Below are 24867 nucleotides of genomic sequence, written 5' to 3' on the forward strand. Positions count from 1 at the left end.
GCCAGCGGTCATGACGGCTTTGGACATTCAGATCAGCGTCGAGGAGGGGGACTGGCCGTCCGAGGACGAGCTGCAGGGCCTTTCCACGCGTATTCTCGACGTCACCGTGGCTTTCCTCATTGCGGAGGAGAAGCAGCCGTTTCCGGATGACCCGCCGGAGCTGTCTCTGGTGTTTACCGACGATCAGTCGATCCGGGAGATCAACGCCGAATGGCGCAACCAGGACAAGCCCACCAATGTCCTGTCCTTTCCCGCCTTCCCGGTAACGCCCGGCAACATGCCGGGGCCGATGCTCGGCGACATCATCGTCGCCTATGAGACACTTGAGCGCGAAGCGGCTGAAATGGAGAAGCCTTTCGAGGAGCATTTGACGCATCTTCTCGTCCATGGATTCCTCCATCTTTTCGGCTATGATCATATCGAAGACGACGAAGCGGAAAGAATGGAGGGGTTGGAGACTCGCATTTTGGCGCGTCTTGGCCTATCTGATCCCTACGGGGACCAGCCCCGGATTGACAGTTTGGAACAATGAGCGACTTCAAGACACAGCCGGCAACGGTTGCCAGCGAGGAGGCCGATGCCTCCGGCGACGCCGACGCGGGCAGTAGTAGTACCACCGCCCGACCAGAGGGCAGCAAACCCATCTCATCCTTCTGGAGCCGTGCGGCCCGCCTGTGGCGCGGTGCGGGTGCGTCGAGTCTGCGCGAGGATCTCGCCGACGCGCTGATGACGGATGCCGACAGCAACACCGCGTTTTCGCCCGAGGAGCGGGCGATGCTCAACAACATCCTCCGCTTCCGGGAAATCCGCGTCGAGGATGTGATGGTGCCGCGTGCCGATATCGAAGCGGTGGATCAAAGCATCACGCTTGGAGAACTCATGGTTCTCTTCGAGGAATCCGGACGCTCCCGCATGCCGGTCTACAGCGAGGGTCTCGACGACCCGCGCGGGATGGTCCATATCCGCGACCTGCTTGCCTATGTGACCCGGCAGGCCCGCAACCGCCGCCGCAACGGCAAGGCGCCGCACGCCGTGGGCGCCGACAGGGCGGAGAAGTCACCGCGCCAGCCGAGACCGGGTTTCGATCTGTCGCGCGTCGATCTGAACAAGACGGTCGAAGAGGTGAGTATCATTCGCCAGGTCCTCTTCGTTCCCCCTTCGATGCTGGCCTCCGACCTCATGCAGCGCATGCAGGCCGCCCGCATCCAGATGGCGCTGGTCATCGACGAGTATGGCGGCACGGACGGCCTTGTCTCGCTCGAGGACATCGTCGAGATGGTGGTCGGCGACATCGAGGACGAGCATGACGACGACGAGGTGATGTTCGCCCGCACGTCGGACGATGTATTCGTGGCGGACGCGCGCGTCGAGCTCGAGGAGATCGCCGAGGCGATCGGTCCGGATTTCGATGTGCGTGAGCAGCTCGAAGACGTCGACACGCTCGGCGGCCTGGTCTTCGCATCGCTCGGCCGCATTCCGGTTCGCGGCGAGGTGGTGCAGGCGATTCCCGGGTTCGAATTCCAGATCCTCGACGCCGATCCGCGTCGCGTGAAGCGCGTCCGCATCATGCGCAAGCGGCCGCCGGCCCGCCGGCGGGTGGTCAAGCCCGAAAAGGAGACCCTGCCCGATGCGCTGCCGGCGAATGGGGGCGCTCAGGCAAACGCTTCTCCTCCGACCACGGCGGAGTGATTCTCAGGAATTGACGCTTTCGTCGGCCGGCTTGACCGTCTGCGGTGCCGCCTGTGGATGACGATCGATCTCGCTGCGCAGCGCGATGAGGTCGATGAAATGGTCGGCCTGGCGGCGCAGCTCGTCGGCGATCATCGGCGGTTGGGTCGAAAGCGTCGAGACGACGGTGACCTTCCGGCCGTTGCGCTGCAGCGCTGCCACGAGCGTGGTGAAATTGCCGTCGCCGGAGAAGAGGACGTAGTGGTCGACGACCTGGCGCTGCTCCAGCGCATCGATCGCCAGCTCGACATCCATGCTGCCCTTGATCTTGCGCCGGCCCAAGGCGTCCGTGAACTCCTTGGCCGGTTTGGTCACGACCGTGTAGCCATTGTAGTCCAGCCAGTCGATCAGCGGCCGGATCGAGGAAAATTCGAGGTCTTCGATAAGGGCAGTGTAATAATAGGCTCGCACCAGATAGGCGCGTTTCTGAAAGGCGCTCAACAGCTTCCGGTAATCGATGTCGAAGCCCAGGCTCTTCGATGTCGCGTAGAGATTGGCGCCGTCGATGAAAAGCGCGATCTTTTCGCGGGAATCGAACATGGTGACCCCTTTTTTTCCAAGATTCTGTTTTGGATCGCCTGCACTAAACGCGTCGTCTGGATGTACTGCAAACTAACGGCATCCTACCGGCATGGGAACAACCTGCAGTCGCCGTCATCGAGATTTCGGCAACTGTGGTTAATCCACCTCGATCATATCTCAACCGCGCGGAGAGGTCATCCTGATGATTGCGCTCCCTTCATGTTGCCATGATCGAAGGGCAATCGATCCTGATATCGCGACAGGGCAAGCCGCGGATTGCAGCTTGCCCGTTTTGAAAGAAACGAGCCGCTGCTGCCAGGGGACAAGCAGGCTGTTTTTTGAAAAACTGCCGGCAATGATTCGATAGATCTTACGCGCCAGGCCCGCCCAGCCGGCGCGACGTGGAGGCTGCATGGAAAGACTGGCAGGCAAGATCATTTTGCTCTCCGGAGCGTCTCGCGCATTCGTCGGCTTCCTCGCCGGTCTTCTGGCGATGTTCGCCCAGCCGCCCTTCGGAATCTTCGCTGCGGCCTTCATTTCCTTCCCGATGCTCGTCTGGCTGATCGACGGGGTCGCGACCCATCCGGACGAAGGCGTCGTTCGGCGGCTCCTGCCGGCCGCCTCCATCGGCTGGAGTTTCGGCTTCGGCTATTTTCTCGGCGGCCTCTGGTGGCTCGGCAACGCCTTCCTGGTCGAAGCGGATCTCTTCGCCTGGGCCATGCCGCTGGCCGTGGTCGGCCTTCCGGCCGTCCTCGCCTTGTTCTATGCGCTGGCGGTGCTCGTTGCCCGCTGCCTCTGGTCCGACGGCGTCGGTCGCATCGCTGCTCTTGCCGTCGGCTTCGGTGTCGCCGAATGGCTGCGCAGCTTTCTCTTCACCGGCTTTCCCTGGAATGCGATCGGCTATGCGGCCATGCCGATGCCGCTGATGATGCAGTCGGCGAGCGTCCTGAATGTGGCGACGATCAACATGCTGGCGGTCTTCGTCTTCGCCGCTCCGGCCCTGATCGGCACGGGCAAGGGCGCCCGGGTCGGCCTTGCCGTCGCCGCCGCGCTCTTCGCCGCGCATATCGGCTACGGCTATTATCGGCTGTCCCTGCCGCCGCCGCAGCCGCTGACGCCGGAACGCACCGTTCGCCTCGTCCAGCCCGTGATCGACCAGGCAAAGAAGATGGATGATCGTGAGCGTGCCGTGATCTTCGAGGAGCATCTGGCCCTCACTGCCGCACCGCCGCAGGCGGGCGGCAAGCGACCGGACATCGTCGTCTGGCCGGAAACCTCGATCCCGTTCATCCTCACGGACAATCCCGATGCCCTGGCGCGGATCGCCGATGTTCTGCAGGACGGGCAGATTCTCGTGGCCGGCGCCGTGCGCGCCGAGGATGCCGGGACCGGCCTGCCGCCGCGCTACTACAATTCGATTTACGTCATCGACGATCGCGGCCAGATCGTCGGCGCGTCGGACAAGGTCCATCTCGTTCCGTTCGGCGAATATCTTCCCTTCGAGGACGTCCTCAATTCCTGGGGCTTGAGTTCGATCGCAGCGAATATGCCCGGCGGCTTCTCGGCGGCGTCGAACCGTTCGGTCCTAACGCTCCCGGGCGGCAGGACCTTCTATCCGCTGATCTGCTACGAGGCGATTTTCGCCGACGAGGTCGACGGCAGCGCGCGCCTGTCCGATGCGCTCCTGAACGTCACCAATGACGCCTGGTTCGGCGACACCCCAGGGCCGCGCCAGCATTTTCACCAGGCGCAACTGCGCACCATCGAGACCGGCTTGCCGATGATCCGCGCCGCCAACACGGGTATATCAGCAATTGTTGATGCACGTGGTGTTTTAGTGGTAGGATTGGGATACAATTACAAGGGAGTGACGGACGCAATTCTGCCGGGCAAAATGCCCACCATGACCGACAGCATGCTGCGTGGCAGGATCTTCTGGTTCACGGGGGTTTTTCTATTGTTGGTTGCAGCAATATCGCGTAGAGGTTTAAATTTTCGGACGAATTGACCTAAAACCCCTAAAATTGCATAGTGGTTTTTGTCATCAACCCATGCCTGCCACTGGAGCCCTGCTTTCGCTGGCAGGCTGTTCGTCATTTGCTATGGCAATGACTGGTTGTGGCTTATCGAAACAGCGTGTTCAGGAACGCGACTATGGTTGAAAACAAGAAGAAGCCGAACCCGATCGACATTCATGTCGGTAGCAGGATTCGCCTTCGCCGGACGATGCTTGGCATGAGCCAGGAGAAGCTCGGCGAGAGTCTGGGGATCACATTCCAGCAGATCCAGAAATACGAAAAGGGGACGAACCGGGTTGGCGCGAGCCGGCTGCAGAACATTTCCTCCATCCTCAACGTGCCCGTCTCGTTCTTTTTCGAGGATGCTCCGGGCGAGGCCGGTTCGGGCATGGCGGAAGCACCGAGCTCCAACTATGTGGTGGACTTCCTGTCCTCTTCCGAAGGCCTGCAGCTCAACCGGGCATTCGTGAAGATTTCCGACCCGAAGGTCCGGCGCAAGCTGGTGGACCTTGTGAAGGCGCTGGCGGCGGAGGCCGAGAGCGAATAGCGGAGTTTCCGACCCTTCGAAAAAGCGGCCCAGGGCCGCTTTTTTCGTTTGCGCCCAGCCTCTCCTGAAACAGTTTTCGTTTGTTGGCACGGTTTCGCGCAATGCCGTTCCATCGGTTGCGGCGATACGGATATAAAGATATATTTATGTCCTTGTGCGCTTGTTTTTCGGCGCCAAAACCACTAACAGTGAACCCGCTTCTTTCATTGAGGGGACTTCCCGTATGCGCGCAAATTACCTGTTCACCAGCGAATCCGTTGCCGAAGGTCATCCGGACAAGGTGTGTGACCGCATTTCCGATGAGATCGTCGATCTGGTCTACCGTGAAGCGGCGAAGTCCGGCGTCGACCCGTGGACAGTACGCATTGCCTGTGAAACGCTGGCGACGACCAACCGCGTCGTCATCGCCGGTGAAGTCCGCCTGCCGCCGAGCCTCCTGAAAAAGGACAAGAACGGCAGCGACGTCATCAATCCGGCGAAGTTCAAGGCCGCCGCCCGCAAGGCGATCCGCGACATCGGCTATGAGCAGGACGGCTTCCACTGGAAGACGGCGAAGATCGACGTGCTCCTGCACTTCCAGTCCGCGCATATCGCGCAGGGCGTCGACAATGCCGCCGACAAGCAGGGCGAGGAAGGGGCCGGCGACCAGGGCATCATGTTCGGCTATGCCTGCCGCGAGACCGCCGAGCTCATGCCGGCGCCGATCTACTATTCGCACCGCATTCTCAATCTGCTCGCCGCGGCCCGCAAGAAGGGCGAGGGCGACGTCGCCAGGCTCGGCCCGGATGCCAAGAGCCAGGTGACGGTGCGCTATGTCGATGGCAAGCCGACCGAGGTGGTTTCCATCGTTCTTTCGACCCAGCACCTTGACGACAGCTGGGATTCCGCCAAGGTCCGCAAGGTCGTGGAACCCTATATCCGTGAGGCACTCGACGACCTGAAGATCGCCGACGACTGCACCTGGTACATCAACCCGACCGGCAAGTTCGTCATCGGTGGACCGGACGGCGACGCGGGCCTCACCGGCCGCAAGATCATCGTCGATACCTATGGCGGCGCAGCACCGCATGGCGGCGGTGCCTTCTCCGGCAAGGACACGACCAAGGTCGACCGCTCGGCCGCCTATGCCGCCCGCTATCTCGCCAAGAACGTCGTTGCAGCCAACCTTGCCGAGCGCTGCACGATCCAGCTCTCCTACGCGATCGGCGTCGCCCAGCCTCTGTCGATCTATGTCGACCTGCACGGCACCGGCAAGGTTTCGGAAGACCAGGTCGAGAAGGCCATCCGCAAGACGATGGACCTTTCGCCGACCGGCATCCGCCGCCATCTCGACCTCAACCGGCCGATCTACGCGAAGACCTCCGCCTACGGGCATTTCGGCCGCAAGGCTGGCCGCGACGGTTCCTTCTCCTGGGAGAAGCTCGACCTCGTCAAGCCGCTGAAGGAAGCGATCTCGCTCGACGCCACGGCAATCAACAGCCGCGCCGCTTAAGTCCCATACATGGGCGGCTGAGAGCCTCCCGTGCCAGGGAATGCAGGCCAATCAGTTCGGGGGCGGATGCTCGGAAAGAGCCTCCGCCCCTCTGTTCGTGCAGTAATCTGTGAAGGTTCCGGAGCCTGCGCCTGGACAGATTGAAGGCGATCGTGTGTGTGTCTTCGATTGAATGACCGGAATTTTTCTGATCCGAGGAAGAACGATATGACAGAACCGCGCCGCGCCAGAGCAACGGAGGCCTTTTTCGGCCGCCGCAAGGGCAAGCAGTTGCGGGAGCGCCAGGCCGCGCAGCTCGAGAATTTGCTGCCGGTCCTGAGGCTCGATCTGAAGGAGCCGGCGCCGACAGACCTGTCGGCGCTTTTTCCGACCGCGGTGAACCGGGTTCGCCTGGAGATCGGCTTCGGCGGCGGCGAGCATCTCATTCATCGGGCGGCGGAGGATCCATCGACCGGCTTCATCGGCGTGGAGCCCTTCATCAATTCCATGGCCAAGCTGCTCGGGCAGATCGAAGCGAGAGAAATCGACAACGTCCGACTCTATGACGACGATGCGACGCAGGTATTGGACTGGCTGCCACCGGCTTCTGTCGACCAAGTCGACCTGCTCTATCCCGATCCCTGGCCGAAGCGGAAGCATTGGAAGCGGCGCTTCGTCTCGAAGGTCAATCTTGACCGCTTCGCGCGCGTCCTGAAGCCGGGCGGCCTCTTCTGCTTCGCCTCGGATATCGACAGCTACGTCAACTGGACACTTATTCATTGCCGCGATCACGCGGCCTTCGAATGGACGGCGGAAAGATCGGCCGATTGGCTGACCCCCTTTTCCGGCTGGCCGAGCACGCGTTACGAAGCCAAGGCCCGCCGGGAAGGGCGCAGCTCCGCCTATCTGACGTTCCGCCGCGCTTAAGGGTTAGCTCTTGCCGCGAATCTCCTTCGCCCCGCTCGCGGGGAGAGGGTGGCCGGCAGGCCGGATGGGGGAGACGCGGAACTCTCCGCGTTCCCCGCAGGCGGCGAATTAAAGTGCGCTGTCAGTCGATCAATGCAGGCTGACGGTGCGCAGGTCGTCCTCGGCGGCCTTGAAGAAGGTGCTCGAGCGGTTGTCGGTCAAAAGGATCGGCGTGCCGTCCGCCGCAAACAGGGCCCAGAGATCGATGCCCGGCCCCATCTCGGGAGCTTCCGGGAAGCAGCGGGAGACTTCCTCCGATCGCATCTTGCGGATATAGCCGACTTCGCCCGCGCCGAGATGCGCAAGGTCGTTCTTCGACAGCGATGAGGTGATGGTTTTCAGTCCCATGGTGATGCTCCGTGGTCGCCGGCGCGACAGGAAAATCCCGCCGGGTATCCTATTCTGGGACCGAAATGTTAATTTTCTTTACCATACGGACCGGCTCGGGGCGCACCAGATCGACCGAGAGCAGGCCGTTTCGAAGCTCGGCGCCGAGCACCCGCATGCCATCGGCGAGGACGAAGGTCCGTTGGAATTGCCGGGCGGCGATGCCGCGATGCAGATAGTCCCTTTCGCCGGTTTCGACCTGACGGCCGCGAATGACGAGCTGGTTCTCCTCCGTCGTCACCTCCAGATCCTCATCGGAAAACCCGGCGACGGCGAGCGTGATCCGCAACCGCTCCGGCGTGCCGGCGGCGCTATCGCCGCGAATGCGCTCGATATTGTAGGGTGGGTATCCGTCGTTCGCTTTGGCGATCCGCTCGAGGGTTTTTTCCATGCTGTCGAAACCCACCAGGAGCGGGCTGGTAAAAGGCGTAATCCTGCTCATTCCGCAAGTCCTTGTCAGCTCAAGCGACCATTTCTCCGGACCTGCCAAGCAGCATCCTTCGGAGCAATATGGTAGCTGTGCGCAACGAGTGCAAGCGGCTTGCCTCTGGCCCGCGCGCAAATCATAGTCCGCTGCAAAGGCTCAAAATCCCGTCGCGAGGGAAGGCTGCTGCATGGCAGTCTCGCTTCGGCAACTCGTCGGAACCCAGGCCATCGCCTGGCATCCGATACCATCCGGCTCGCAGGAGGAAGAAAGTGACGAACGCGAGAAAGATCATCATCGACACGGATCCGGGACAGGACGATGCCGCCGCGATCATGCTTGCCCTTGGCAGCCCGGAAGAGATCGACGTGCTCGGCGTCACCACTGTGGCCGGCAACGTGCCGCTCACGCTGACGACGCGCAACGCGCGGATCGTTTGCGAGCTCTGCAATAGAACCGATGTCAAGGTCTTCGCCGGCGCCGAACGCCCCGTCGCGCGCCCGCTGGTGACCGCCGAACATGTGCACGGCAAGACTGGGCTCGACGGGCCGGCGCTCACCGAGCCGACGATGCCGCTGGAAGAGCAGCACGCCGTCGATTTCATCATCGAGACACTGCTTGCCGAAGCGCCGGGTACCGTGACGCTCTGCACGCTGGGTCCGCTGACCAATATCGCCCTCGCACTCACCAAGGCGCCGGAGATCGCGCCGCGGGTTCGGGAACTGGTGATGATGGGCGGCGGCTTCTTCGAAGGCGGCAACATCACGCCGGCCGCCGAATTCAACGTCTATGTCGATCCGGAAGCCGCCGAGATCGTCTTCCGCTCCGGCATCCCGATCGTCATGATGCCGCTCGACGTGACGCATCGCGTCCTCACCCACAGGGCTCGAGTCGAGAAGATCCGCGCCATCGGCAGCCCGGCGGCGGTCGCGCTGGCGGAGATGCTGGAATTCTTCGAACGCTTCGACATCGAGAAATACGGCACCGACGGCGGTCCGCTGCATGACCCGACCGTGATTGCCTATCTCCTGCGACCGGAGCTTTTCACCGGCCGGGATTGCAATGTCGAGATCGAGACGACCTCGGCGCTGACGACCGGCATGACGGTCGTCGACTGGTGGCAGGTCACCGGCCGCACGCACAATGCCAAGGTCATGCGCCACATCGACGACGAGGGTTTCTTCGAGCTCCTCACCGACCGCCTGGCGCGTCTTTAGGTTCGCTTTCTGCAAACCCAGCGAGCCCTCTCCCCTTGTGGGCAGGAGTTGGGGAGGGGTCTTAGTCCCCGGCGCGCAAAAAACGAAAACGGCGCCGCATGCGGCGCCGTTTCACGATTCATACGGAGTCGGATCAGAACTCTTCCCAATTGTCCCGGGCGAGCGCATTGCCGCCGGCCGTCTGCGCGAGAACGCGCTGGGTGGGGGTCGAGTAGCCGCGTGCTGCCGGCTGTTCCGGCGCGGGGCGTGGAGCCTCTGCCGTTCGCATCCTGGAGGCGGCGCTGCGCAGCATATCGGCGGACGACTGCGCCGGCTCCCGCTTGGCCACGCTGAACCGGGCAACCAGCCCGCTCAGCGTGCGGGCTTCCTCGTTCAGCGTCATGCTGGCCGCCGTCGTCTCTTCGACCATCGCGGCATTCTGCTGCGTCACCTGGTCCATCTGGTTGACGGCCGCGTTGATCTCCTTGAGGCCGACGGCCTGCTCGGAGGCCGAACCGGAGATCTGGCGGATGAGGCCGTTGATCTGCACCACCTGCTCGGCGATCTTCTTGAGCGCGCCGCCCGTCTTGCCGACGAGATCGACGCCCTCGCGGACCTGCCCGGCCGAGGTATTGATCAGGGTCTTGATCTCCTTGGCGGCGTTCGCCGAGCGCTGGGCGAGCTCGCGGACCTCCTGCGCGACGACCGCAAAACCCTTGCCGGCCTCGCCGGCGCGGGCGGCTTCGACACCCGCGTTGAGGGCGAGCAGGTTGGTCTGGAAGGCGATCTCGTCGATGACGCCGATGATGCGGCTCACCTCGTTCGAGGATTGCTCGATACCTTGCATCGCCGCAATCGCCTTTTGGACGACCTCACCGGACTGCGCGGCGTCGCTGCTCGCCAGTTCGACCGACTTTGCCGCGACCTTGGCATTCTCGGCGCTGGCATCGACCTGCGACGTCAGCTCGTCTAGGGCGGCGGCGGTTTCCTCGAGGCTTGCGGCCTGCTGCTCGGTCCGGTGCGAGAGGTCGTTGGCGGCGCTTGAAATCTCGCCGGTGCCGCTGCCGATATTGACGACCGAATGGTTGACGGTGCGGATCGTCTCCTCGAGGCTCTCCATCGTCGCGTTGAAGTCGCGCTTCAGCTGGGCGTATTCGCCCGGGAACTCGTCGGCGATCCGGTAGGCAAGGTCGCCGGAGGCAAGATGCGACAGACCCTTGCCGAGGCGCGCGACGATGTCGCGCTGCAGCGCGCCGGTTTCGGCCCGCTCGCTTTCCGAGCGGCTGCGCTCCCGTTCGGCCTGTTCGCGTTCGTGGCGGGCCTCGCCTTCGAGGCGCTTGGTGTCGGCGAGCTGGTGACGGAAGCCTTCGAGCGCCTTGGCGACCGAACCGGTCTCGTCCAAGCGGTCCTGCCCGGAGATCGGCCTGGCATAGTCGCCATTGCTGAGCGTCTCGACGTCGTGGACAAGCCCGGCGAGCGGCTTCTGGACAAAGCGGCGCACGGCGAGATAGAGGCCGGCGAGCACGGCTCCGAGGACGACGATGCCGCCGATGATCATCATATAGGTCTGGTCGTTGACGGGCGCGTTGATGGCGGTGCGCGGCACGTCGACGAGGATGACCCAGCTCGCATTCACATCGGGGAGCTTGAACGGATAGACGACGCGGTCGAAGGGCTCGTTTCCGTCATAGGTCAGGTTCTTGATCATGCCTGAAGCGTCCGACGACAGGGCGTTCTTGATGACGTCGGCGCCTTCGCCTTCATAATCCTTCATCAGGAGATCAGGGATCGGCGCGGCAAGCCACTTGCCGCCCTGCGACAGCAGGTAGACGCGGCCCGAGCCGAAGGGCTTCAACGTTGCGAGCCGGTCGGCAAGCGAGGCGAGCGAGATGTCGGCGCCCGAGACGCCGATCATCTTGCCATCGGACATGACAGGATAGGCGATCGATGTCATCGTTGTCGGAACGTCGGTGCCTTCGGCCAGATAAGGCTGGGTGATGGCGCCTTTGCCGCTCTTGGCGGCAAGGCTGTACCATTCGGCCGCATAGTCCGCACGGAAGGTCGAGAGCTTTGCCTTGCCGTTGCGATCCTTCGACCAATAGGGCGTGAACGCGCCTTCGGCATTGCCGCCAAGCTCGGTGTTGTTGACGACGTCCCTGCCGTCGAAGGCCTTGGGCTCCTCGGCGAACCAGCTGCCGAAGGCGAAGTCGTGCTGATCGAGATTGGCTTTCAACAGGTTGATGGCGCCGGCACGGTCGGTCGATTTCCCGGCATGGCCGCGGCCAAGCACGCCCGACATGGTGCGGGCAGCGGCCGCCAGCTCTCCGACGCTGCCGGCGATATCGGCGGCAATCGCACGGGCCTCGGTCTTCGCGCCGTCGAAGACGAGCGTCTCGACACGGTCCTGGGTCTGCGAGATGAGAACGAAATTCGACGCGAGCAACACGAGAGCGATCGTGCCGCCCGTGACAGCGATCAGCTTGGTGGCCAGCGATTTGGCATGGAAGTTGAACATGAAATCCTCACGCACGAGATCACGCTGATTTGGGTCGGACCGACCCAAATCGTCACCGTGATCGATTCATAGGCTGGAGCGGGATCCGGGCGGAAAACCGCAAACACTTTTCCCTTATCCCGCTCCAAGAGGTCCGCAGGTTCGTACCTGCGGCATGACATTCCAAAGTGGGGTGAGTCTCCATCATGGAGTGCGTGATGCCGACCGGCATGCAGGAGCCGGCCCGATGCGAGTGGGCTGCCTCGCAATCTGGATAGATCAACAAAGATTAAAATACGGCCAACAACCAAGCCAATTCCTGGCTGTCCAGAGTGGATTCGGCGCGGCAAGCATCGTAGCTGCGCCAAAACCTATCCGGATTGCGAAACCAGGCGAAATCGGCTGTCGCGGTCAAAGACGCGCGGCGACCTCGGAGGCGAGCGGTATGGAGGGTTGCGCTCCCGCTTTCAGGCAGGCGAGCGACCCGGCGACCGCGGCGCGGCGCAGCGCATCGGGGAAGGAGAGGCCCGCGTCCAGGCTCGCGGCGAGATAGCCACAGAACGTATCGCCGGCCCCGACCGTATCGACCGGTTCGATGGTCAGCCCCTTGGCGCGATGGATTTCGCCCCCGTGAGCCGCGGCGACCCCTTCGGCGCCGAGCGTGACGATCACCGTCTGCCCGGTTTCGTCGTGAAGGCGCTTCATCGCCGCCTCGCGTTCGGCGCCGGCGATGCCGCTCTTGCCGGCCAGGAGTTCGAATTCGGTCTCGTTGGCAATGACGATATCGGCCATGCGGCCGAGGCGGGCAGCCTCGGGCGTCAGCGGCGCGATGTTGATGACCGAGCGGATGCCGCGGCGCTTTGCCTCGACAAGCGCCTTTTCCACCGAGGCCGCGGGAATCTCGAGCTGCAGCATCAACGTGTCGCCGGCTGACATTTGCTCGACGGCGGTGGCGGCATCGCCCTCGCTCACCGTCGCATTGGCGCTCGCCACGACGACGATGACGTTCTCGCCGTCGCCGCCGACAAGGATATGCGCGGTACCGGTCGGCTCGTTCACGGTCTTGGTGAAGCCGAGGTCGGTGCCGGCCTCCTTGAGCAGTGCGAGAGCGCCTGCCGCGAAGCCGTCCGAGCCGACGGCGCCGGCCATGCGGACGGAAGCACCGGCACGGCGGGCCGCTAGCGCCTGGTTCGCACCCTTGCCGCCGGCGGCAGTCGAGAAGCCGGTTCCGGCGACGGTCTCGCCGGGCTTCGGCAGACGTGCGGTCGTGGCGATCAGGTCCATGTTGATGGACCCAAAAACAGTGATCATGTGGAGTTGTCCCGTCGGGTTGCTGATTTTGCCGGAGAGTGCCCGAGGCGGTCAGTCCTCGTCAACCACCCGAAGCTTCAATTGCCCGACGCGGTTGTCGACCGTCCGGTCGGCCTTGTCGCCAATGGGCTTGTCCGCATGGTTGGCCGAGGTGATCGCTTCCAGTTCGAGCGCCTCGATCTTGGCGCCGCGTCGCGTCAGCTTGTCCGAGGAGATCAGGATGTCTTCGACGTCCTTCTGGGTCATTGCGAAGTGGCCCTGCAGCTTTCTGACACGCTCGTCGAGGCGGGTCAGGTCCTCCATCAGCCGCACCACCTCGCCCTGGATCAGATGCGCCTGCTCGCGCATCCGTGCGTCTTTCAGGATCGCCTGGATCACCTGGATGGAAAGCAGCAGCAGAGACGGCGAAACGATGACGACGCGCTGGCGGTGCGCCTTCTGCACGATCGCTTCGAAATGCTCGTGGATCTCCGCGAAGATCGACTCGGACGGAACGAACAGGAAGGCCGTGTCCTGCGTCTCGCCGGCCAGCAGATATTTGCTGGCGATATCGCGGATATGCACCTCCATGTCGCGCCGGAAAGCCTGAGACGCCTGATGGCGCCGCTCGGCACTGTCCGCATCGCGCATGGCGTTCCAGGCCTCGAGCGGGAATTTTGCGTCGATGACGAGCGGCGGCTGGCCGTTCGGCATGCGGATGATGCAGTCCGGCCGCGCGCCGTTCGAGAGCGTCGACTGGAAGGTGAAGGCGCCGATCGGCAGGCCGTCGGCGACGATTGCCTCCATGCGGGACTGGCCGAAGGCGCCGCGCGTCTGCTTGTTTGAAAGAATGCTCTGCAGCCCGGCCATGTCCTTGGCGAGCGACTGGATGTTGTTCTGGGCGCTGTCGATGACCGCGAGCCGCTCCTGCAGCCGCCGGAGGTTCTCATGCGTCGCCTTCGTCTGTTCGCTGATCGAGGCGCCGATCCGGTGCGTCATGCCGTCGATGCGCTGGCTGAGCGACTGGTTGAGCTCCGCCTGGCGCGCGCCGAACACGTCCGCCATGGCGGCGATGCGTCCCTGCATCTCGGTCTGCGCCGCGAGCAGCGCCGAGAGTTGTTGATCCCGGTCGTCGGCGCGAAGCATGCGGGCCCTGCGAGCGGCCGCAATCGCCGCCAAAACGAAGAGGAAAGCCGCAAGGATGACCAGGTGGCCAGCCGTTACGGGGAAGCTGCCGATGAGAAACAGCGGCTGATCGAAGGAAAAGGCAATGGGCTCCATGGCCACAACCTAAACGGATTCGCAGTCGAAAACCAGATCAAAACAAGAACAGATACAGCGCTGCTACGAACGGGATGAAGGCTGAGTCCTTGCGCACCATTTGCGGTGCATCGGCTCTGCGGCTATGGCACCCTCGCGCCGGCCAATTCTGAACCCCGGACAATGACTTCAAGGAGTTTGTGCTGACCATGAAAGTCCTGGCCATATCCGGCAGCACCCGAAGGAACTCCACCAACACGGCGATGCTTGAGGCGATCAGGCAGGTGGCAGCGCCACGGTTCGACATCCGCGTTTTCCATAGGATTGGTGCGCTGCCCGTGTTCTCTCCGGACCTCGAAGGGGAAGCCACCCCTCGCAGCGTTCGCGACTTCATGGAGGCCATCGAAGCGAGTGACGGCCTTATCCTTTCCAGCCCGGAATATGTCAGGACCCTACCGGGCGGACTGAAGAATGCCATCGATTGGCTGGTATCCGCGGAGGTCATCGTCAGCAAACCGGTTGTATTGGCCCATGCATCGCACCGAGGCGACGATATGCTGGCGACGCTTCGCACTGTCATGTCCACGGTCACCTCGAACTTCAACAGCGAGATTTTTCTGCGCTTTCCGCTGATGAAGGAGACACCGGAAGCAATCCGGCAGATCGTCGGAACACCCGAGAATCGAAGCCGCGTCGACATCTTCCTCAAGGAATTTTCGGAGTTCTGCCAATCGGTTCGCGTCGACGCAGTAGGCCAATGGTAGACGCGAAGCTTTCGGTTGTCTCTGATCGGCAAATTTCTTGCGCCCCTACGAAAAGATCGGCTATGGGAGCAGCATGACGATCAAGCCGCTCATCATCCTTCCCGATCCCATCCTCCGCCAGGTTTCGACGCCCGTCGAGACCATCGACGCCGACATTCGTCGCCTTGCCGACGATATGCTCGAAACCATGTACGACGCCCCGGGCATCGGGCTGGCGGCGATCCAGATCGGCGTGCCGAGGCGCCTCCTCGTTCTCGACGTCTCGAAAGAAGGCGAAGAGAAGACGCCGCTGGTCTTCATCAACCCGAAGATCGTCAAATCCTCCGAGGAGCGTTCCGTCTACGAGGAAGGCTGCCTGTCGATTCCGGACTACTATGCCGAGGTCGAGCGCCCGGCGGCGATTGCCGTCGAATATCTCGATCGCGACGGCAAGCAGCAATCGGTTGAGGCCGACGGCCTGCTGGCCACCTGCTTGCAGCATGAGATCGACCACCTGAACGGTGTTCTGTTCATCGATTACATCTCCAAGCTCAAGCGCGACATGGTGATCCGCAAGTTCACCAAGGCAGCCAAGACGCGCGGTGCCAAGGCGATTTGATCGCCGGGCGATCCCTGAATGGCGCTTGAACCGGAACCGCTGCCCTGCTTCGGGCGAACTGCGTGTCTCCTTAAATCGACTTCGATTTAAGGATAAAGACATGCAGCAATTCAAAGTGCCACAGCGACCTTTGCGCGCCTCATAAGGCGCGCGGCGCTGTGAAGAAAGACGGAGTTCACCGCCTTGCCGCTTCGCATCATCTTCATGGGCACGCCGGAATTCTCCGTGCCGACGCTCGCCGCTCTCGTCGAGGCCGGCCATGAGATCGCCGCCGTCTACACCCAGCCGCCGCGCCCCGGCGGCCGGCGCGGCCTCGATCTCCAGAAGTCGCCGGTGCATCAGGCTGCCGAACTTCTCGGCGTGCCGGTGTTGACGCCCGTCAACTTCAAGGATGCCGCCGACCGGCAGGCTTTCCGAGATTTCAATGCCGATGTCGCGGTCGTCGTCGCCTATGGCCTGCTGCTGCCCGAGGAAATCCTCTCGGGCACCCGCTACGGCTGCTATAACGGCCACGCCTCGCTCCTGCCGCGCTGGCGGGGCGCCGCACCGATCCAGCGGGCGATCATGGCCGGCGACCGCGAGACCGGTATGATGGTGATGAAGATGGACAAGGGCCTTGATACCGGCCCTGTTGCCCTGACGAAGACCGTGCCGATCGGCGAGACGATGACGGCCGGCGAACTGCACGACAAGCTGATGCATGCCGGGGCAGCGCTGATGAAGGAAGCCATGGTGAAGCTCGAGCTGGGCGAACTGCCGCTGACGCCGCAGCCGCAAGAAGGTGTTCTCTACGCTGCCAAGATTTCGAAGGACGAGACGCGGATCGATTTCACCAAGCCGGCGGCCGACGTACACAACCATATCCGCGGACTCGCGCCCTTTCCCGGCGCCTGGTTCGAACTCGAGACCGCCGGGCGGACGGAGCGGATCAAGGTGCTTGGCTCGGAGCCTGCGGCAGGGGCCGGTGCGCCCGGCACGATCCTGGACGATGCCCTGACGATCGCCTGCGGCGACGGGGCGGTTCGACCGACCCGCCTGCAGCGCGCCGGCGGCAAGCCGCTTGCTACGCCTGACTTCCTGCGCGGCTCGCCGATTGCCGCCGGCACGAGGATTTGCTGATGCCGCGCTATCGCCTGACCGTCGAGTATGACGGTTCCGACTATGTCGGCTGGCAGCGGCAGGAGAACGGCCCCTCCGTGCAAGGGGCGATCGAGAAAGCGGTCCTGTCCCTGACCGGCGAGACGGTGTCGATCCGCGGCGCGGGCCGTACCGATTCCGGCGTTCACGCGATGGGCCAGGTGGCGCATCTCGACCTGACGCGCGAATGGAAGACGCACACGCTGCGCAACGCGCTGAACGCCCACCTTGCCCTTGCCGCAGAGCGCGTCTCGATTCTCGATGCGGCGGAAGTGCCGCCGGAATTCGACGCGCGCTTTTCGGCGATCCGCAGGCACTACCTGTATCGGATCATCTCCCGCCGCTCGCCGCTGGCGCTCGAGGCGCGGCGCGCCTGGTGGGTGCCGAAGACACTCGACCATGAGGCAATGCACGAAGCGGCGCAACATCTCGTTGGCCACCACGATTTCACGACGTTTCGCTCCGCCCATTGCCAGGCGAACAGCCCGCTGCGCACCATCGATCGGCTGGACGTGACGCGCAGCGGCGAACTGATCGAGATCCGCGCGACGGCGCAGAGCTTCCTGCACAACCAGATCCGCTCCTTTGCCGGCTCCCTGAAGCTGGTCGGCGAAGGCAAGTGGACGCCGGACGACCTGAAGACGGCGCTAGAGGCGCGCGACCGCAAGGCCTGTGGACCGGTCGCCCCGCCGGAAGGTCTATTTTTCATGCAGGTGGATTACTGACCGCTCGGCTGTCTCAGCCGGGGATCAGGCCGAAGAAGTGCTGAAGATATTGTGCGAGCATCATCGACGGCAGCAGGTATAGGGCCGTCAGCGCCGAAGCGAGCAGGTTCTGGTTGCCGGTTATCGTGCGCAGCAATCGGAACAGCAGGACGACGCCGGCAACAAGGACGATCAGCGACAAGAGAGCCGTGAGCTGATGGCCTCCACGGGCCAGCAGGAGGAGCGCAGCCGGAATTGCCATGGCATAGGAAAGAGGCACCGAGAGCCAGTTCGTGGTGACGATCACCGGCACGACCAGTGGGCCGAATCCGAGGGGGCGCGAAAGAGCGGCGACCAGCACGATCGGCAGCAGCCAGCTGACGAGATCGACGACGAGCAGTTTTAGGAAAAAGCCGATGCCGACGGTCGTGCCGCTCGGCATCGCCGAAAGATAATAGAGCCGCCAGGAGGCCCAGGACACGGCCATGGCCGGCAGCGACCAGAGGATCGCCGCGAAGGAGCGCCACAGGCCGCCTTCACTGATATCCAACCAGTTGTAACCGTCGCGGTTTCCCTGGATCAGCAGCCAGAGCCCCTTGATATAGGCGAGAACCTCGTCAAGCAGCGGCATGGCCGAACCAGCGGGCGACGAAGGCTTCGTAGATCCCGGTCAGGGTTTCGAGATCGGCGATGGCGACACGCTCGTCGACCATGTGCATCGTCTGGCCGACGAGGCCGAATTCGACCACCGGGCAATAGTCCTTGATGAAGCGGGCGTCCGACGTGCCGCCGGTGGTGGAGAGCTTCGGCTGGCGCCCGGTCACGGCTTCGACTGCGCCGGAAAGCGAATCGATCAACGCATTGTTGCGCGTCAGGAAGACGTGGCTCGGCCGCTCGTTCCAGACGATGTCGTACTTGACCGGCTGCCGACCGGGACGCAGCGTTTCGTCCTTCGCGGCGCGGTCGAGACGCGCGACGATCTCCGCCTTCAGGCTTTCGGCCGTCCAGTGATCGTTGAAGCGGATGTTGAAGGCGGCGCTCGCCCTGGCCGGAATGACGTTGACGGCGGCATTGCCGACGTCGATCGTCGTGACCTCCAGATTGGATGGCTGGAAGGTGTCGGTGCCAGCGTCGAAGGCCGAGTCCATCAGGGCTTGCGTGAGCTGCAGAATGCCGCGCACCGGATTGTCGGCGAGGTGCGGATAGGCGGCGTGGCCCTGCACGCCATGCACGGTGATCCGGCCGGACAGCGAGCCGCGCCGGCCGATCTTGATCATGTCGCCGAGGCTCTCCGGATTGGTCGGCTCGCCGACAAGGCAGGCGTCCCAGCGTTCGCCTTTTTGGGCGGCCCATTCGAGCAGCTTCACCGTGCCGTTGATCGCCGGACCTTCCTCGTCGCCGGTGATCAGGAAGGAGATCGAGCCCTTCGGGCGGCCATGCTTCTCGATGTGGCGGGCCACAGCCGCCACGAAGCAGGCAATGCCGCCCTTCATGTCGACGGCACCGCGCCCGTACATTTCGCCGCGGGCGATCGCGGCAGAGAACGGCGGATGGGACCAGGCGGCTTCGTCGCCGACCGGCACGACATCCGTATGGCCAGCGAACATCAGATGCGGTCCTTCGGCGCCGAGCCGGGCATAGAGGTTCTCGATATCCGGCGTGCCTGCCTCCTTCGCCACGACCCGATCGACCGAGAACCCGAGCGGCGCCAGCATCGCTTCCAGAGCGGTAAGCGCACCGCCTTCGGCCGGGGTGACCGAGGGGCAACGGATGAGGGCAGCGAGATTGGAGATCGGATCGGTGGGGAACATCGAGCGGAATGCCTGCGGGAAGCCGGTGGGCCAAGGAACTGAGATTGCTGGTTTATCCGATCGGTCCCCGGCTGTCACGCCCGATGAGACGGCGAGGCACCCGGAAACGGCAACGGGCCGGACGATGGCCCGGCCCGTTGGATGTCGATTCCAGGTTATTCGCCGGGGGCGAGATGCGGCGCTTCGATATGGCCTCCCGCGTGTTTCAGCGGCCGCTCGCCGGAGAGCTTGCGGATCAGCACATAGAAGACCGGGGTCATGAAGATGCCGAAGGCGGTGACACCGATCATGCCGGCAAAGACCGCGACACCCATGGCCGAGCGCATTTCCGCACCGGCGCCGGTCGAGGTGACGAGCGGCACGACGCCCATGATGAAGGCCATCGAGGTCATCAGGATCGGCCTCAGGCGCAGTCGGCTCGCCTCGATCGCGGCGCTGACGGCGCTGCTGCCCGACAGCTCGAGCTCGCGGGCGAACTCGACGATCAGGATGGCGTTCTTCGCCGAAAGGCCGACAAGCACGATCAGGCCGATCTGCGTGAAGACGTTGTTGTCGCCGCCGGTCAACCACACGCCGGTGAGCGCCGCCATGATGCCCATCGGCACGATCAGGATGATCGAGATCGGTAAGAGCAGGCTCTCATACTGGGCCGCCAGCACCAGATAGACGAGCAGCAGCGCCAGCGGGAAGATCAGCACGCCCGAATTGCCGGCAAGGATCTGCTGGTAGGTCAGGTCCGTCCATTCGTAGCTGATGCCGGGCGGCAGCGTCTCGGCGGCGATCCGCTCTATTGCCTCCTGCGCCTGGCCGGACGAGAAGCCCGGTGCCGGCCCGCCATTGATGTCGGCGGCGAGGAAGCCGTTGTAGCGGATCGCTCTTTCGGCGCCGACCGTCTGCTCGACCGTCAGAAGCGCCGACAGCGGGATCATCTCGCCAGACTGCGAACGGACCTTCAGCTTGCCGATGTCGTCGGCATGGCTGCGGTAGTTCGCATCCGCCTGGATGCGCACGCTGTAGGTACGGCCGAAGGCGTTGAAGTCGTTGACGTAGAGCGAGCCGAGATAGATCTGCAGCGTCTCGAACACGTCGGTGACGGCAACGCCGAGCTGGCGCGCCTTGACGCGGTCGAGGTCGGCATAGAGCTGCGGCACGTTGATCTGGTAGCTCGAATAGAGCCCGGCCAGCTCCGGCGTCTGGGCGGCCTGTGCCAGGAAGGCCTTGGCCGCATCGTCGAGCGCCCGGTAACCGAGGCCGTTCTTGTCTTCGATCTGCAGCTTGAAGCCGCCGGTCGTGCCGAGGCCCTGGACGGGCGGCGGCGGGAACATGGCGATGAAGGCGTCCTGGATGGCGCCGAACTCCTGGTTCAGCTGCATGGCGATCGCTCCGCCCGAGAGTTCCGGCGTCGTGCGCTCCTCGAACGGCTTCAGCGACACGAAGACGATGCCGGAGTTCGACGAGTTGGTGAAGCCGTTGATCGACAGGCCCGGGAAGGCGATGGCGTGCTCGACGCCAGGATGCTTCAGCGCGATGTCGCTCATCCGCCGGATGACGTCTTCCGAGCGGTCGAGCGTCGCCGCATCCGGCAATTGCGCGAAACCGATCAGGTACTGCTTGTCCTGAGCCGGCACGAAGCCGCCGGGGACGGAGCGGAACAGCGCGAAGGTGACGCCGAGGAGGATGACATAGAGGCCCATGATCAGCGACTTGCGCGTCAGGATGCCGCCAACGCCGCGGCTATAGGCTTCCGAGCTTGCTCCGAAGAAGCGGTTGAAGCCGCGGAAGAACCAGCTGAACAGCGCGTCCATGATGCGCGTCAGGCTGTCCTTCGGCGCGTGATGGTCCTTCAGGAGAAGGGCGGCTAGCGCCGGCGACAGCGTCAGTGAGTTGAAGGCGGAGATCACCGTCGAGATTGCGATGGTGAGCGCGAACTGGCGGTAGAACTGGCCGGTCAGCCCGGTGATGAAGGCAAGCGGCACGAAGACGGCGACGAGCACCAGCGCGATCGCGATGATCGGGCCGGAGACCTCCTGCATGGCGCGATAAGTCGCCTGCACCGGCGAAAGGCCCTGCGCGATGTTGCGTTCTACGTTTTCCACGACGACGATCGCGTCATCGACGACGATGCCGATCGCCAGCACCAGGCCGAAGAGGCTCAGCGCATTGATCGAGAAGCCGAAGACATACATCACCGCGAAGGTGCCGACGATCGAGACGGGAACCGCGACGAGCGGGATGATCGAGGCGCGCCAGGTCTGCAGGAAGACGATGACGACGAGAACCACCAGAGCGATCGCTTCGAGAAGCGTGTGAACGACCGACTCGATCGACGCCCGGACGAACTGCGTCGTGTCATAGACGATCTCGTAGTCGACGCCCTCCGGCATGGTCTGCTTCAGCTCGGCCATCGCCTTGTGGATGTTCTCGGAGATCTGGATGGCGTTCGATCCGGGTGCCTGGAAGACGCCCATGCCGACGGCGGCCTTGTTGTCGAGCAGCGAGCGCAGCGAATAGTCCGCGGCGCCCATCTCGACACGCGCGACGTCGCCGAGGCGGGTAATCTCGCCGTTTTCGCCGGACTTGACGACGATCTCGGCAAAGTCCTCCGGCGTCCTCAGCCGTCCCTGGGCATTGACGGAAAGCTGCAGGTCGAGGCCGGCAACGGACGGCGAGGCACCGATGACGCCGGCCGCCGCCTGGACGTTCTGGCCGCGGATCGCATTGGCGATGTCGCTGGCGGCAAGACCGCGCTCGGCCGCCTTCTCCGGGTCGATCCAGACGCGCATCGAATAGTCGCCGCCGCCGAAGATCTGCACCTGGCCGACGCCCTCGACGCGGGCCAGCCGGTCCTTGACGTTCAAGACCCCGTAGTTGCGCAGGTAGTTGATGTCATATTGGCCGTTCGGCGAGATGAGGTGCACGACGAGCGTCAGGTCGGGCGAGCTCTTCACCGTGGTGACGCCGAGGCGGCGCACCTCTTCCGGCAGGCGCGGTTCGGCCTGTGCAACGCGGTTCTGCACCAGCTGCTGGGCCTGGTCCGGGTCGGTGCCGAGCTCGAAGGTGACGGTCAGCGTCATCAGGCCGTCGGCGGTCGCCTGGCTCTGCATGTAGAGCATGCCTTCGACGCCGTTGATCTGCTCTTCGAGCGGGGTCGCGACGGTTTCGGCGATGACGGACGGGTTGGCGCCCGGATATTGGGCGCGCACGACGATCTGCGGCGGCACGACCTCCGGATATTCGGAGATCGGCAGACCGGTCATGCCGATCAGGCCGGCGACGAAGATCAGCACGGAGAGAACGCCCGCGAAGACCGGGCGATCGACGAAAAAGCGAGAGAAGTTCATAACGATCCCCCTTGGGAACTTCAGGCAAACAAAGGGGCGTCTGCGGCGGAAGTGTCCGCCGCGCGCCGATTGATGCCGTTGGATGTCTTGGCTCCGCCTCTCCGGGAGGCAGGGCGCGCCTTGTCTATGGTTTGGCGATCGAGGCAGTTGCCTGCTCGGCCGGCTGCGGCGCGACGACGACGCCGGGGCGCACCCGCTGCAGGCCGTTGACGACGATGCTCTCGCCGGGCTTCAGGCCGCTTTCGACGATCCGCATGCCGTCAGACGTCGGGCCGAGGGTCACCTGCCGGTATTCGACCTTGTTGTCCGAGCCGACGACCAGCACGAATTTCTTGTCCTGGTCGGAGCCGATGGCACGGTCGCTGATCACCAGTTTCTCCGCCGGCGCCGGATCGCCGATACGGATCCGTACGAACTGCCCCGGGATAAGCCGGCCATCAGGATTTTCCAGCGCCGCCCGGACACGGATGGTGCCGGTTGCCGCATCCACCTCGTTGTTGATCAACTGGATATGGCCGCTGATCGGCGTGCCCTCGTCTGCGGCCGTGCCGATCTCAACCGGAATGCGCTCGATCGAATCGGCGCCGGCCGAAGCGGAGAGCTTGGCGAGCGCCGCTGCGACGACTTCCTCGTTGACGTTGAAGCTCGCATAGATCGGGTCGACCGAAACCAGCGTGGTCAGCACCGGCGAGGCGGAGCCCGCCGCGACCAGGTTGCCGGCAGTTACCTCAAGCCTGCCGGCGCGTCCGGCGATCGGAGCGCGCACCTCGGTATAGCCGAGGTCGAGGCGGGCGGAGCGCAGCGCCGCCTTGGCCGAACGGACATTCGCCTGCGCCTCGTCATAGGCACTCGACCGCTGGTCGACGCCGCTCTGCGGGATGGCGCTGGTGCTGACCAGCTTGCGGGCGCGGTCGAGCTCGGTCTTGGCGAGCGCCACCCGCGCCTCGGCCGCGGCGACCTCGGCCTCGGCCCGCTCGACGGCGGCCGCATAGGGCTCGGGGTCGATGGTGACGAGCAGGTCGCCCTTTTCGACGAGCGCCCCCTCGCGGAAATGGGCGCTGAGGATCGCGCCGCCGACGCGGGGGCGAACCTCGACCCGCTCGATCGCCTCGAGCCGGCCCGAGAAGCTCTCCCAGGTGGTGATCCGGCGCGTCTCCGCCTTGGCGACGGAAACCGGAACGGCGGGCGGGGCGGCCGGCGACGCTTCGGTCGCCGCGTCAGCCTTTAGGTGAGCGGGGAGGCCGAGAAGGACGGCCCCTCCGCCGGCGACGGACAATAGAATGCTGAGGCCGGCGCCCCACAGGGCGCGGCGAGTAACGCTCGACGTCATGGTCTCTCCTTGCCGGTTGGGGGCCGGCTCCAATCTATGCTTACTTCTGTGTGGCCTTCGCTCCCGCCTTCTGGAAGAAGCGGGAGAAAATGCCGGATATGGTTTCTTCCTGCGCGGGCCAGCTTTCCTGAGCCGCGGCATTGGCCGGGATCCAGGCGGCACGGCCGGGCAGCACGTGCATTTCCACAGGAACACCGGCTTCCCGAAGGCGCTCGGCATAGGCTTTGGCTTCGTCGCGCATCGGACATTCCTCGCTGGTGATGACGAGGGCCGGAACGAGACCGCCGAGCCGGGTGCAATGGCCCGGCGCCGCGTAAGGGTGGGTCAGGCCGCGGCCTTCGCCGAGATATTGCTGCCAGCCCTCGGCAATCGACTGTACCGAGCCCTGCGGACAGAACTTGCGGAACGACGGCGTCGCCAGACAAGGGTCCAGCAGCGGCGACAGCAGGATCTGCCCCTTGAGGTCGGTCAGAAACTGGTCCCGCGCCATCAGTGCCAGGCCGGCGGCGAGGTTGCCGCCCGCCTCTTCGCCGGCGACGAACAGCAGCGACTTCTTGTGCGCAAACTGCGGGCAGCGGCTGCGCATCGAAGCCAGCATCGCATAGGCGGCGTCGAGCGCTGCCGGAAACGGGTTGAGGCATGCCGACGGATATTCCGGCGAGATGACGACGGCGCCGGCAGCGGCGAGTGCATTGGCGACCTTCTCTCCGGCCGCGACAGAATCTCCCGTGAAGCTTCCACCGTGCAGATGCAATACGACCGGCGGCGGTACGAGCAACGACGCACCCTTGTAGACGCGCGCGCTGCACGAGCCCTGGCCCGTCTGCATCGTCTCCTCGGTAAAATGCGTGTCCATCTCTTGCCTCGACAAAGGGTGAA

The 24867-nt window shown here is 64.0% G+C and carries 23 protein-coding genes; 11 read left to right on the forward strand and 12 right to left on the reverse strand.

Features of this window, described 5'->3' with window-relative positions; genetic code table 11:
* Positions 1-10: 10 nt before the first annotated feature.
* Positions 11-532 carry an rRNA maturation RNase YbeY gene (gene ybeY, locus NGR_RS11575; RefSeq protein WP_012706632.1) on the forward strand — a complete coding sequence of 174 codons (522 nt, stop codon included), beginning with the start codon at positions 11-13 and terminating at the stop codon, positions 530-532.
* Positions 529-1689, forward strand: a complete 1161-nt coding sequence (locus NGR_RS11580) for a hemolysin family protein (protein WP_012706633.1) — start codon at positions 529-531, stop codon at positions 1687-1689. The genes ybeY and NGR_RS11580 overlap by 4 nt, the downstream gene beginning before the upstream one ends.
* 3 nt (positions 1690-1692) lie before the next feature.
* On the opposite strand, the gene NGR_RS11585 is transcribed toward NGR_RS11580, so the two are convergent.
* Entirely contained in the window at positions 1693-2268 is a 576-nt protein-coding gene (locus tag NGR_RS11585; RefSeq protein ID WP_012706634.1) for an NYN domain-containing protein, read from the reverse strand.
* A 159-nt stretch (positions 2269-2427) separates the two neighbouring features.
* The gene (locus tag NGR_RS11590) at positions 2428-2688 is read right to left on the reverse strand and encodes a hypothetical protein (RefSeq protein WP_164924143.1); all 261 of its coding nucleotides are present in this window, start codon (positions 2686-2688) and stop codon (positions 2428-2430) included.
* Here NGR_RS11590 and lnt point away from each other — a divergent pair.
* From lnt to trmB, 4 genes are all read left to right on the forward strand, one after another.
* Positions 2663-4258: an apolipoprotein N-acyltransferase gene (gene lnt / locus NGR_RS11595; RefSeq protein ID WP_012706635.1), complete on the forward strand. Its 1596-nt coding sequence runs from the start codon at positions 2663-2665 to the stop codon at positions 4256-4258. The genes NGR_RS11590 and lnt overlap by 26 nt on opposite strands.
* A gap of 146 nt (positions 4259-4404) precedes the next feature.
* Positions 4405-4815, forward strand: a complete 411-nt coding sequence (locus NGR_RS11600) for a helix-turn-helix domain-containing protein (RefSeq protein WP_012706636.1) — start codon at positions 4405-4407, stop codon at positions 4813-4815.
* Positions 4816-5038: 223 nt separating this feature from the next.
* Complete coding sequence (metK, locus tag NGR_RS11605; protein ID WP_012706637.1) at positions 5039-6307, forward strand: methionine adenosyltransferase; 1269 nt, start codon at positions 5039-5041, stop codon at positions 6305-6307.
* Positions 6308-6514: 207 nt separating this feature from the next.
* Complete coding sequence (trmB, locus tag NGR_RS11610; RefSeq protein ID WP_012706638.1) at positions 6515-7213, forward strand: tRNA (guanine(46)-N(7))-methyltransferase TrmB; 699 nt, start codon at positions 6515-6517, stop codon at positions 7211-7213.
* Positions 7214-7342: 129 nt separating this feature from the next.
* On the opposite strand, the gene NGR_RS11615 is transcribed toward trmB, so the two are convergent.
* Positions 7343-7600: a DUF1150 family protein gene (locus tag NGR_RS11615; RefSeq protein ID WP_012706639.1), complete on the reverse strand. Its 258-nt coding sequence runs from the start codon at positions 7598-7600 to the stop codon at positions 7343-7345.
* Between the two features lie 49 nt (positions 7601-7649).
* A complete protein-coding gene (locus tag NGR_RS11620) occupies positions 7650-8081 on the reverse strand; it encodes an Hsp20 family protein (protein WP_012706640.1) in 432 nt (143 codons plus the stop codon).
* Positions 8082-8335: 254 nt separating this feature from the next.
* Between NGR_RS11620 and NGR_RS11625 the strand changes: the two genes are divergently transcribed.
* A complete protein-coding gene (locus tag NGR_RS11625; RefSeq protein WP_012706641.1) occupies positions 8336-9280 on the forward strand; it encodes a nucleoside hydrolase in 945 nt (314 codons plus the stop codon).
* Positions 9281-9413: 133 nt separating this feature from the next.
* Here NGR_RS11625 and NGR_RS11630 read toward each other — a convergent pair whose 3' ends face one another.
* The 3 genes from NGR_RS11630 to NGR_RS11640 form a co-directional block, all read right to left on the reverse strand.
* Complete coding sequence (locus NGR_RS11630; RefSeq protein ID WP_164924144.1) at positions 9414-11774, reverse strand: methyl-accepting chemotaxis protein; 2361 nt, start codon at positions 11772-11774, stop codon at positions 9414-9416.
* Between the two features lie 390 nt (positions 11775-12164).
* Positions 12165-13064, reverse strand: coding sequence for a ribokinase (locus NGR_RS11635; RefSeq protein WP_012706643.1), 900 nt, complete (start codon positions 13062-13064; stop codon positions 12165-12167).
* A gap of 51 nt (positions 13065-13115) precedes the next feature.
* Entirely contained in the window at positions 13116-14324 is a 1209-nt protein-coding gene (locus NGR_RS11640; protein ID WP_012706644.1) for a DNA recombination protein RmuC, read from the reverse strand.
* 188 nt (positions 14325-14512) lie between these two features.
* Between NGR_RS11640 and NGR_RS11645 the strand changes: the two genes are divergently transcribed.
* The 4 genes from NGR_RS11645 (at position 14513) to truA (ending at position 17527) form a co-directional block, all read left to right on the forward strand.
* Positions 14513-15067, forward strand: a complete 555-nt coding sequence (locus tag NGR_RS11645) for an NADPH-dependent FMN reductase (RefSeq protein WP_012706645.1) — start codon at positions 14513-14515, stop codon at positions 15065-15067.
* Between the two features lie 73 nt (positions 15068-15140).
* Positions 15141-15665 carry a peptide deformylase gene (gene def, locus NGR_RS11650; RefSeq protein WP_012706646.1) on the forward strand — a complete coding sequence of 175 codons (525 nt, stop codon included), beginning with the start codon at positions 15141-15143 and terminating at the stop codon, positions 15663-15665.
* 183 nt (positions 15666-15848) lie between these two features.
* On the forward strand, positions 15849-16784 hold the full coding sequence (gene fmt, locus NGR_RS11655; RefSeq protein ID WP_012706647.1) for a methionyl-tRNA formyltransferase: 936 nt from the start codon (positions 15849-15851) through the stop codon (positions 16782-16784).
* Positions 16784-17527, forward strand: a complete 744-nt coding sequence (truA, locus tag NGR_RS11660) for a tRNA pseudouridine(38-40) synthase TruA (RefSeq protein ID WP_012706648.1) — start codon at positions 16784-16786, stop codon at positions 17525-17527. Before fmt ends, truA begins: the two co-directional genes overlap by 1 nt.
* A 13-nt stretch (positions 17528-17540) precedes the next feature.
* Here the strand turns inward: truA and NGR_RS11665 are convergent, their stop codons facing one another.
* From NGR_RS11665 to NGR_RS11685, 5 genes are all read right to left on the reverse strand, one after another.
* Complete coding sequence (locus NGR_RS11665; protein ID WP_012706649.1) at positions 17541-18137, reverse strand: membrane protein; 597 nt, start codon at positions 18135-18137, stop codon at positions 17541-17543.
* Complete coding sequence (gene dapE, locus NGR_RS11670) at positions 18124-19317, reverse strand: succinyl-diaminopimelate desuccinylase (RefSeq protein ID WP_012706650.1); 1194 nt, start codon at positions 19315-19317, stop codon at positions 18124-18126. The genes NGR_RS11665 and dapE overlap by 14 nt, the downstream gene beginning before the upstream one ends.
* 155 nt (positions 19318-19472) lie before the next feature.
* Complete coding sequence (locus NGR_RS11675; protein WP_012706651.1) at positions 19473-22658, reverse strand: efflux RND transporter permease subunit; 3186 nt, start codon at positions 22656-22658, stop codon at positions 19473-19475.
* Positions 22659-22782: 124 nt separating this feature from the next.
* Positions 22783-23988, reverse strand: coding sequence for an efflux RND transporter periplasmic adaptor subunit (locus NGR_RS11680; protein WP_012706652.1), 1206 nt, complete (start codon positions 23986-23988; stop codon positions 22783-22785).
* A gap of 40 nt (positions 23989-24028) precedes the next feature.
* Positions 24029-24844: an alpha/beta hydrolase gene (locus NGR_RS11685; protein ID WP_012706653.1), complete on the reverse strand. Its 816-nt coding sequence runs from the start codon at positions 24842-24844 to the stop codon at positions 24029-24031.
* Positions 24845-24867 lie beyond the last annotated feature (23 nt).

The sequence above is a fragment of the Sinorhizobium fredii NGR234 genome (assembly GCF_000018545.1).
GTDB classification, from domain to species: domain Bacteria; phylum Pseudomonadota; class Alphaproteobacteria; order Rhizobiales; family Rhizobiaceae; genus Sinorhizobium; species Sinorhizobium fredii_A.

Coding starts and splice junctions, on each gene's coding strand:
- NGR_RS11580 (WP_012706633.1), top strand. CDS start 529: ATGAGCGACTTCAAGACACAGCCGGCAACGGTTGCCAGCGAGGAGGCC.
- NGR_RS11635 (WP_012706643.1), bottom strand. CDS start 13,064: ATGATCACTGTTTTTGGGTCCATCAACATGGACCTGATCGCCACGACC.
- def (WP_012706646.1), top strand. CDS start 15,141: ATGACGATCAAGCCGCTCATCATCCTTCCCGATCCCATCCTCCGCCAG.
- NGR_RS11590 (WP_164924143.1), bottom strand. CDS start 2,688: ATGATCTTGCCTGCCAGTCTTTCCATGCAGCCTCCACGTCGCGCCGGC.
- ybeY (WP_012706632.1), top strand. CDS start 11: ATGACGGCTTTGGACATTCAGATCAGCGTCGAGGAGGGGGACTGGCCG.
- NGR_RS11680 (WP_012706652.1), bottom strand. CDS start 23,988: ATGACGTCGAGCGTTACTCGCCGCGCCCTGTGGGGCGCCGGCCTCAGC.
- NGR_RS11585 (WP_012706634.1), bottom strand. CDS start 2,268: ATGTTCGATTCCCGCGAAAAGATCGCGCTTTTCATCGACGGCGCCAAT.
- trmB (WP_012706638.1), top strand. CDS start 6,515: ATGACAGAACCGCGCCGCGCCAGAGCAACGGAGGCCTTTTTCGGCCGC.
- NGR_RS11600 (WP_012706636.1), top strand. CDS start 4,405: ATGGTTGAAAACAAGAAGAAGCCGAACCCGATCGACATTCATGTCGGT.
- truA (WP_012706648.1), top strand. CDS start 16,784: ATGCCGCGCTATCGCCTGACCGTCGAGTATGACGGTTCCGACTATGTC.
- NGR_RS11630 (WP_164924144.1), bottom strand. CDS start 11,774: ATGTTCAACTTCCATGCCAAATCGCTGGCCACCAAGCTGATCGCTGTC.
- NGR_RS11615 (WP_012706639.1), bottom strand. CDS start 7,600: ATGGGACTGAAAACCATCACCTCATCGCTGTCGAAGAACGACCTTGCG.
- NGR_RS11665 (WP_012706649.1), bottom strand. CDS start 18,137: ATGCCGCTGCTTGACGAGGTTCTCGCCTATATCAAGGGGCTCTGGCTG.
- metK (WP_012706637.1), top strand. CDS start 5,039: ATGCGCGCAAATTACCTGTTCACCAGCGAATCCGTTGCCGAAGGTCAT.
- dapE (WP_012706650.1), bottom strand. CDS start 19,317: ATGTTCCCCACCGATCCGATCTCCAATCTCGCTGCCCTCATCCGTTGC.
- NGR_RS11645 (WP_012706645.1), top strand. CDS start 14,513: ATGAAAGTCCTGGCCATATCCGGCAGCACCCGAAGGAACTCCACCAAC.
- NGR_RS11685 (WP_012706653.1), bottom strand. CDS start 24,844: ATGGACACGCATTTTACCGAGGAGACGATGCAGACGGGCCAGGGCTCG.
- NGR_RS11620 (WP_012706640.1), bottom strand. CDS start 8,081: ATGAGCAGGATTACGCCTTTTACCAGCCCGCTCCTGGTGGGTTTCGAC.
- NGR_RS11640 (WP_012706644.1), bottom strand. CDS start 14,324: ATGGAGCCCATTGCCTTTTCCTTCGATCAGCCGCTGTTTCTCATCGGC.
- lnt (WP_012706635.1), top strand. CDS start 2,663: ATGGAAAGACTGGCAGGCAAGATCATTTTGCTCTCCGGAGCGTCTCGC.
- NGR_RS11675 (WP_012706651.1), bottom strand. CDS start 22,658: ATGAACTTCTCTCGCTTTTTCGTCGATCGCCCGGTCTTCGCGGGCGTT.